The organism is Pseudomonas sp. JL3, assembly GCF_031570575.1.
GTDB lineage: Bacteria > Pseudomonadota > Gammaproteobacteria > Pseudomonadales > Pseudomonadaceae > Aquipseudomonas > Aquipseudomonas cucumis.
The window spans coordinates 1-9,624 of record NZ_JAKWJK010000039.1 but is presented as its reverse complement, the minus strand read 5'-3'; the positions used below and the strand labels follow the sequence as shown (position 1 = coordinate 9,624).

At 63.3% G+C, this 9,624-nt stretch carries 1 protein-coding gene; it reads left to right on the top strand.

The features are described 5' to 3' along the window. On the top strand, nucleotides 1-9,624 hold a 9,624-nt coding region (locus MMG91_RS28605; RefSeq protein ID WP_310661431.1), incomplete at both ends, for a non-ribosomal peptide synthetase.

Here is a 9,624-nt window from a genome sequence, read left to right as displayed (position 1 = left end):
GCCAATGCACAGACGCAACTGGTCAACATGTACGGCATCACTGAAACGACTGTGCACGTGACCTACCGTGCGTTGGAGGCGGCCGATGCGCAATTGGTCGGTGTCAGCCCGATCGGCAAGCGCATTCCCGACTTGCGCCTGTACCTGCTCGATCAGCAGGGTCAACCGGTGCCGATGGGAGTGGAGGGTGAGTTGTATGTCGGTGGTGCAGGGGTGGCGCGGGGGTACCTGAACCGGCCGCAGCTTAACCAGGCGCGGTTCATGGCGGATCCGTTCGACGGCACGGCACATGCGCGGATGTATCGCACGGGGGACCTGGGTNGTGGTGCAGGGGTGGCGCGGGGGTACCTGAACCGGCCGCAGCTTAACCAGGCGCGGTTCATGGCGGATCCGTTCGACGGCACGGCACATGCGCGGATGTATCGCACGGGGGACCTGGGTCGCTGGCTGGAGAACGGTGAACTCGAATACCTCGGTCGTAACGACGAGCAAGTGAAGATCCGTGGTTTCCGCATCGAGCTGGGCGAGATCGAGGCGAAGCTGACGGCTTGTGAAAGTGTGCGTGAAGCCGTAGTGATCGCTCGGGAAGACGAACCGGGCGACAAGCGTCTGGTGGCCTATGTGATTGCCAAAGAAGGCGCGCAACTGTCGGCCGCCGAACTGCGCGCCCACCTCCTGGGCTCGCTGGCCGAGTACATGGTACCCAGTGCATTCGTGATGCTGACCACATTCCCGTTGACCACCAATGGCAAGCTCGACCGCAAGGCGTTGCCGGCACCGGATTCAGAGGCCTATGCCCGGCGCACCTACGAAGCCCCGGTAGGGGCCGTGGAAATCACCCTGGCTGGTCTGTGGGCCGAATTGCTCGGTGTGGAGCAGGTGGGCCGGCATGATCGATTTTTCGAACTGGGCGGCCACTCGTTGCTGGCGGTGAAGCTGATCGAACGCATGCGCCAGGTCAACCTGAGCGCCGATGTGCGGGTGTTGTTCGGCCAGCCCACGCTGGCGACACTGGCCGCCGCCGCAGGTGCAAGCAGTGGCGTTGTCGTACCGGCCAACGGGATTGCGACCAACGCTGAGTGCATCACTCCGGACATGCTGCCACTGGCGACATTGACCCAGGAACAGATCGATCACATCGTTGCGGCGGTGCCGGGCGGTGTGGGCAACGTGCAGGATATCTACGGGCTTGTGCCGTTGCAGGAAGGCATTCTGTATCACCACCTTGCGAGCGGGGACGGCGATCCCTACCTGTTGCAAGCCACGCTGCGCGTCGACAGTCGAGCGCAACTGGACGCGTTCGTGCAGGCCTTGCAAGCGGTGATCGAGCGACACGACATTCTGCGCACTTCGGTGGCGTGGGAAGGGCTGGACGAACCGGTGCAGGTAGTCTGGCGCGAGGCCCGGCTGGGAGTGGAAGAACTCACGCTGGACCAGGCCGACGGCGATATCGCCGGCCAATTGCAGGCCCGCTTCGATCCCCGCCATATCCGCTTCGACCTGCGTCAGGCACCGTTGATGCGTATCCATTTTGCTGAAGACGTGCGTGCAGGGAGCTGGGTGGCGGTGTTGCTGTTCCATCACCTGATCGATGACGCGACTTCGCTCGGCTTGCTGGGCAAGGAAATCGAGGCGCATCTCCAGGGCCGCTCGGCACAGCTACCCGTGTCGGTGCCTTACCGCAATTATGTGGCGCAGGTCAGGTTGGGGCTTAATCGCGAGCAACATGAAGCCTTCTTCAGCGACATGCTGGGGGACGTGGACGAGCCGACGCTGCCGTTCGGTCTGCAGGATGTGCAAGGCGACGGCAGCGGTATCGAGGAGGCATCGTTGCCGCTTTGCGCCGAACTGGGCCAGCGTTTGCGCGCTCAGGCACGACGCCTGGGTGTGAGCACCGCCAGCTTGCACCATTTGGCCTGGGGTCAGGTAGTGGGACGAGTGTCAGGTCGCACGGACGTGGTATTCGGGACGGTGCTGATGGGCCGTCTGCACAGTGGACAGGATGCCGGGCACGCACTCGGCATGTTCGTCAATACGTTGCCGTTGCGCGTCGAGGCTGGCGGGCAGGGGGTATTGGCCGCGGTGAAGGCGACCCATGCGCGGCTCGCCGCGCTGCTGGGGCATGAGCATGCGCCGTTGTCATTGGCGCAGCGTTGCAGTGGCGTCGCCGCGCCAACGCCGTTGTTCAGTGCCCTGATGAACTACCGACAGGCTGCCGTGGCGGCACAGGCACCCAAGGATGCAGGTACTGCGCGGGTCTGGGCCGGCGTCGAGATTCTGGGCGGCGAAGAGCGGACCAATTACCCGCTGTCGTTGTCGGTGGATGACCTGGGGGAATCGTTCGGGCTGACGGTGCAGGCGGTGGCCGGAATCGGCGCGCAGCGCATTTGCGCCTACATGCATACGGTGCTCGAAGCACTGGCCGATGCGCTCGATCACGATGCGAACGCGCCGCTGCACAGCCTGGCCATTCTGCCCGACCCCGAACGCTGGCAATTGCTGGACGATTTCAATGCCTTTGATGCGGCCTATCCGTCGGGGCTGCTGATCCATCAATTATTCGAGGCGCATGCCGACGCCCGGCCTGAAGCCGTCGCGGTGACCTATGAAGATCAGAGCCTCAGTTATGGCGAACTGAACCGGCTGGCCAATCAGGTTGCCCATCGTCTGCTGGCGCTGGGTATCCGCGCGGACGACCGCGTGGCAATTTGCGTGGATCGTGGCCTGGACATGGTGGCGGGGTTGATCGGCATCCTTAAAGCGGGCGCCGGTTATGTGCCGCTGGATCCGGCCTATCCGGCCGAGCGTCTGGCTTACATGCTGGAGGACAGCGCGCCAAAGGTGCTGCTGACCCAGCGCTGCTTGCAACAGCGTTTTCCTCAGCTGACCGTGCCGCTGTTGTTGCTCGACGCCGAGGATCGTCATGCCGCCGGTATCAGCGATCAGCCGCAAACCAATCCGGATGCACACGCGAACGGCTTGAACCCGGAGAGTCTGGCGTATGTTATCTACACCTCGGGTTCGACCGGCCAGCCCAAGGGCGTGGCAATGGCGCACCGCCCCCTGGTCAACCTGATGCAGTGGCAAATTGCGCAATCGGCGCAGCAGGGAAGGGACGCTGCGCGCACCTTACAGTTCGCCGCACTCGGCTTCGACGTGGCCTTCCAGGAGGTCTTCAGTACCCTGTGTGCCGGCGGCGAACTTTCGCTCATTCACGCCGATACCCGACTGAACTTGCGCAGCCTGTTCCAGCACATCTGCACGCAACGTATTGAACGCCTTTACCTGCCTTGCATCGCACTGCAGGCGCTGGCAGAAACGGTGGTCAGTGACATGGAGGCGGGGCCACTGGCGTGTGGGCTGCGTGATGTCATCACCGCCGGCGAGCAATTGCGCATCACCCCACAGATACGTGCGTTCTTCGAGCGTCTGGATGGCTGTCGTCTGCACAACCACTACGGGCCGACCGAGTCCCACGTCACCACGGCACTGACGCTGGCGGACGATGTCGCGTCCTGGCCAACGCTGCCGGCGATCGGGCAACCGGTGGCCAATACGCGCATCTACTTGCTGGACGAACACTTGCAGCCGGTCCCGTTTGGCGTTGCCGGCGAGATCCACATCGGCGGTGCCTGCGTCGCTCGTGGCTATCTGAATCGGGCTGACCTGACCGCTGAACGCTTCATCCACGATCCGTTCGCCGCCCATGGACAGGCGCGTCTGTACAAGACCGGTGACCTGGGGCGCTACCAGCCGGATGGCTGCATCGAATACCTGGGCCGCAACGACGATCAAATCAAAATCCGCGGTTTTCGTGTCGAGCTGGGTGAGATCGAAGCCAGGCTTTGCCAGCATGCGGGCGTAAAAGAGGCGACGGTGCTCGCCCGCGAGGACAGCCCCGGCGACAAGCGTCTGGTGGCCTACTTCACCGCCCAAGTGATGGACGCAACGCCTGAGGCCGACTCGCTGCGTGCGCATTTACAGGCACTTTTGCCGGACTACATGATCCCCGCGGCCTATGTGCCGCTGGAAAAACTGCCGCTGTCGCCCAATGGCAAGCTGGACCGCCGCGCATTGCCAGCCCCCGAGGCGGATGCCTTTGCCAGTCGTGAATACCAGGCGCCGCTGGGCGATGCGGAAACGACGCTGGCCCGGTTGTGGGCCGAGGTCCTTGGTGTGGAGCGGGTGGGGCGGCACGATCACTTCTTCGAGTTGGGCGGGCATTCGCTGTTGGCGGTGAAACTGATCGAACGCATGCGCCAGGCGGGCCTGAGTGCCGATGTGCGGGTGCTGTTCGGTCAACCCACATTGGCCGCGCTCGCAGCGGCGGTGGGTGGCAACACGGAAGTTGTGGTGCCGGCGAACGGTATTGCGCACGGTTGTGAACGGATCACCCCGGCAATGCTGACGCTGATGACGCTGAGTCAGGCGGCGATCGATCGGATCGTGGCCACAGTGCCGGGAGGTGTACGCAACGTGCAGGACATCTACCCGCTGGCGCCGTTGCAAGAGGGGATTCTCTACCATCACATTTCTGCCACGCAGGGTGATCCCTACCTGCTGCAAGCCTCGTTCGTCATGGACAGCCGCGCCCAACTCGACGGATTCGTGCAGGCCTTGCAGGTGGTGATTGATCGGCACGACATTCTCAGGACCGCGGTGCTTTGGGAGGGGCTTGATGCGCCGCTGCAGGTGGTTCTGCGCAAGGCTCGACTGGTGCTCGAAGAAGTCGAACCGGACCCGGACGATGGCGATGTCGCCGGGCAGTTGGGCAAACAGTTCGATCCTGTTCATTGTCGTCTCGATCTTGGCTGCGCGCCGCTGATGCGGCTCGCCTGTGCCTGGGACGCGATCAACCAACGCTGGGTCGCGACCCTGCTGTTCCATCACATCGCCCTGGACCATACGGCGCTGGATGTGATGCAGGACGAAATGCTGGCGTACCTCAGGGGTGAGTCCGAGCGCCTGAGTGCGGCCATGCCCTATCGCAATTATGTGGCGCAGGCCCTGCTGGGCGTGAGCCGCGAGCAACACGAAAGCTTTTTCCGCGACATGCTCGGCGACGTTGATGAGCCAACGCTGCCATTCGGCCTGCGCGAAGTACAGGGCGACGGCAGTGGCATCGAGGAGGTCAAACTGAACCTCGATGCGGCGCTGTGCCTGCGTCTGCGGCGGCAGGCGCGTCAACTGGGTGTGAGCGCGGCGAGCCTGCATCATCTGGCGTGGGCGAGAGTCCTGGGGCGTTTGTCCGGCCGCGAGGATGTGGTCTTCGGTACGGTGTTGCTGGGCCGCATGCAGAGCGGCGAAGGCGCGGACCGCGCCTTGGGCATGTTCATCAATACCTTGCCGCTGCGCGTGGATGTCGGTGCGTGCAGTGTGCGTTCCGGGGTGAAGCAGACCCATGGGCGGCTGACCGCGCTGCTCGCCCACGAGCATGCGCCCCTGACGTTGGCGCAGCGCTGCAGCGGGGTAGCCGTTGCCTTACCGCTGTTCAGCGCACTGCTGAACTACCGCCACAGTCCGTCAACGAACGAAAACGGTGCCGACCTGTGGGCCGGTATCGAGGTGACAGGTGTCAGGGAACGGACCAACTACCCCTGCACGTTGTCGGTCGATGATCAGGGCGAAGGTTTCCTGCTCAGCGTACAAACCTTTGCCAGCATCGGCGCCCAGCGTATTGCCGACTACATGTACACCACGCTGCAGAGCCTGGTGGATGCGTTGGAACACGCCCCCGACACGCCGCTGCACAGCCTGGAGATACTGCCTGGCGCCGAACGTCGGCAACTGCTGGTGGCGTTCAACCTGACGGATGTGGATTACCCGAGGCATCCGACGATTCATCAGCGATTCGAAGCGCAAGCGGCCAGGCACCCCGATACGGTGGCGGTTGTTTATGGCGCGCAGCGTCTGACCTACGGCGAGCTGAACCGGCAGGCCAACCGGCTGGCGCACCGCTTGTTGGCGCTCGGCGTACGACCTGAAGACCGTGTCGCCATCTGCATGCGGCGCAGCCTCGAGACAGTGGTCGGCCTCGTGGCGATCCTGAAATCCGGTGCCTGTTATGTGCCGATGGATCCATCCTACCCCGCGGAGCGCCTGGCCTACATGCTCAAAGACAGCTCGCCGGTGGCGCTGCTGACTCAGCAGGTATTGCAAGAGCGGCTGCCGACCCTGAATGTGCCGGTGCTGTTGCTCGACGCTGATCGGCCTCAGATGACCGAGTGTGCCGAAGACAACCCGATGGTCGCGGCGCTGACCCCGGAAAGCCTGGCTTACATCATCTATACCTCGGGCTCCACGGGTGAGCCCAAAGGCGTGATGGTCGAGCATAGAAACCTCGACAATCTGGTGAGCTGGCATTGTCAGACCTTCGAGCTGGAGCACGGCAGTCGCACTTCAAGCGTGGCCGGTTTCGGTTTCGATGCGGCGGCTTGGGAAGTCTGGCCTGCGCTGTGTGCCGGCGCCACGCTGCTGCTGCCACCGGCGCATGCGGGCAGTGAGGATGTCGATGCGCTGCTCGATTGGTGGCAGGCCCAGGCGCTGGACGTGAGCTTCCTGCCCACGCCCATTGCCGAGTACGCCTTTGGCCGCCATCTGGCTCACGATCAGTTGCGCACGCTGCTGATTGGTGGCGACCGCCTGCGCAAACTGCCCGTCGACCAGCCCTTCACTCTGATCAACAACTATGGCCCCACGGAAACGACCATCGTCGCCACCTCGGGCCGGGTCGACGCCTCGCAGGCGGTGTTGCATATCGGTAAACCGGTGGCCAACACCCGGGTTTATCTGCTGGATACGCAACTGCAGCCCGTTCCGGTCGGCGTGACGGGTGAGCTCTATATTGGTGGTGCCGGGGTCGCACGGGGTTATTTGAACCGTTCGACCCTCACCGCCGAGCGCTTTGTGCAAGACCCGTTCAGCCCTGTGCAGAACGCCAGAATGTACCGTTCCGGTGACCTGGGGCGCTATTTGCCGGACGGCAACATCGACTACCTGGGGCGCAATGACGGACAGCTGAAAATCCGTGGCTTTCGCATCGAACTGGGGGAAATAGAATCCAGGCTCGGCGCCTGCACCGGTGTGCGCGAAGCGGTCGTCATCGCAGTGGAAGACGCCTTGGGTGACAAACGCCTGGTGGCCTATTACACGGCGCATGACAGCGAGGATCAAGCGCTGACGGCTGAGAGTCTGCGCGCGCAATTGCAGGTGCGATTGCCGGAGTACATGGTGCCGGCGGTGTACATGCGCCTCGACGCGTTGCCCCTGACTCCAAACGGCAAGCTCGACCGCCGGGCATTGCCCGTGCCCGATAGCACTGCCTATTCAAGCCGTGGCTATGAAGCACCGCAGGGCGAGATGGAAACGGTCATGGCTGACCTCTGGCGTTCTCTGCTGGGTGTGGAACGGATCGGTCGCCATGACGACTTCTTCGAACTGGGCGGGCATTCACTGCTGGCGGTGCGATTGACGTCTCAAGTGCGCCAGCAACTGGGTGTGGAACTGGGGCTGGCGGAACTGTTTGCCAACCCTGAGCTATCGACTTTGGCGGCACTGGTCATGCAGGCGGCGGCAAGCACTTTGCCGCCAATCGTACCGGTGCCGAGCAACGAGGTTCTGCCGTTGTCGTTCGCGCAGCAACGGCTGTGGTTTCTCGCGCAGATGGAAGGCGGCAGTGCGGCTTATCACATCGCGGGTGGCCTGCGCCTCAAGGGTCGGCTGGAGCCCGAAGCACTGCACTGGGCGCTGGAACGTATCGTGGCGCGCCACGAAGCCTTGCGCACCACCTTCAACAACGTCGATGGAGAGGCGGTGCAATGCATCGCCACCGAAGGCGTTGGTTTTGCTTTGGTGGTCCACGACCTCGCGCATCACGCTGACGTCGAAGGCGAATTGGCCAGACTGGCCGGGGACGAGGCGCACGCGCCGTTCGACCTGGAACAGGGGCCGTTGATTCGTGGCCGGCTGGTGCGGCTGGCTGACGACGAACATGTGCTGCTGGTGACGATGCATCACATCGTGTCGGACGGCTGGTCGATGGGCGTGCTGATGCGCGAGCTGGGCACGCTATACCACGCCCGTCTGCAGGAAGAAGCCGACCCGTTGCCGCCGCTGTCGATCCAGTACGTGGACTATGCCGTCTGGCAGCGTCGCTGGCTGGACGGTGATGTGCTGAGTGAACAGAAAGCGTATTGGCAGGAGGCGCTGGAGAACGTGCCACCCTTGCTGATGTTGCCGACAGACCGTGCGCGCCCGGCACAACAGGATTATTGCGGTGCCACCCTCGACGTCGAATTTGACCAGGCACTGACGGCGGGCCTCAAGGCGCTGAGTCAGCGTCACGGCACCACCTTGTACATGACGGTGCTGGCCGGTTGGGCTGCGGTGCTTGGCCGCCTCTCGGGACAGGAGACCATTGTCATTGGTTCGCCGGTGGCCAACCGCACGCGCGTTGAAGTCGAGGGGTTGATCGGTTTCTTCGTCAACACCCTGGCCCTGCCGATCGATGTGTCGGATGAGCCAAGCATCGAAACGCTGCTGCAGCGGGTGAAGACGCAGACACTGAGTGCGCAGGCCCATCAGGATCTGCCGTTCGAGCAGGTCGTGGAAGCGGTCAAGCCGGTGCGCAGCCTGGCTCACAGCCCGCTGTTCCAGGCCATGTTGTCCTGGCACAACACTGATGGGCGAAGCCTCGTCCTGGACGGCCTGACGCTTGAAACCATGGGCTCGCCCGGTCGTACGGCGAAGTTCGATGTGTCGCTGAACCTGGGGGAGGCGAACGGCGTGATTTCGGGTGGCCTGGAATATGCCACGGCGTTGTTCGACCACACGACGATGCAACGCTACCTCGGTTACCTGGAGCGGATGCTGCGGGCGATGGTCGCGAATGCACAGGCGGGCGTGAGCGAGATTGTCTTGCTCAATGACGCCGAACGACAACGTCTGGACAGCTTCAACGCGACTGAAACGAAGTATCCGCGAGAGCGGACGATCCATTCGCTGTTCGAGACAAGGGTTGAACGCACGCCGGATGCATTGGCCATCGTCCAGGCAGAACAATGCTTGAGCTACCGTGAGCTGAACAGCAGAGCCAATCGCCTGGCCCGCCATCTGATGGGGCTCGGCGTACAACCGGGCGACCGGGTGGCGATTGTGCTGCCGCGTTCGATCGACCTGGTCGTGAGCCAACTGGCGATTCTCAAGTGCGCAGCGGTGTATGTGCCGCTGGACATCAATGCACCCTTGGAACGCCAGCACTTTATGGTGCAAGACAGCCAGGCGGCGGTGGTACTGACCCACAGCACTGAGGTTGTGGCGCAGGGCGCGCGGCGTGTGGACCTGGACATTGTCGGATTGGACGCTGAAGCAGCCGATGACCTAGGCCTGATGCAGAGCGCCGAGTCGGTTGCCTACGTCATGTACACCTCGGGTTCCACCGGCACGCCGAAAGGCGTGTTGGTCCCGCACCGGGCCGTGAGCCGGTTGGTGATCAACAACGGTTACGCGGAGTTCAACGCGCAGGATCGGGTGGCCTTCGCCTCCAACCCGGCGTTCGACGCCAGCACCCTCGACGTTTGGGCAGCGTTGCTCAACGGCGGGTGCGTGGTGGTGGTCGAGCAGGAC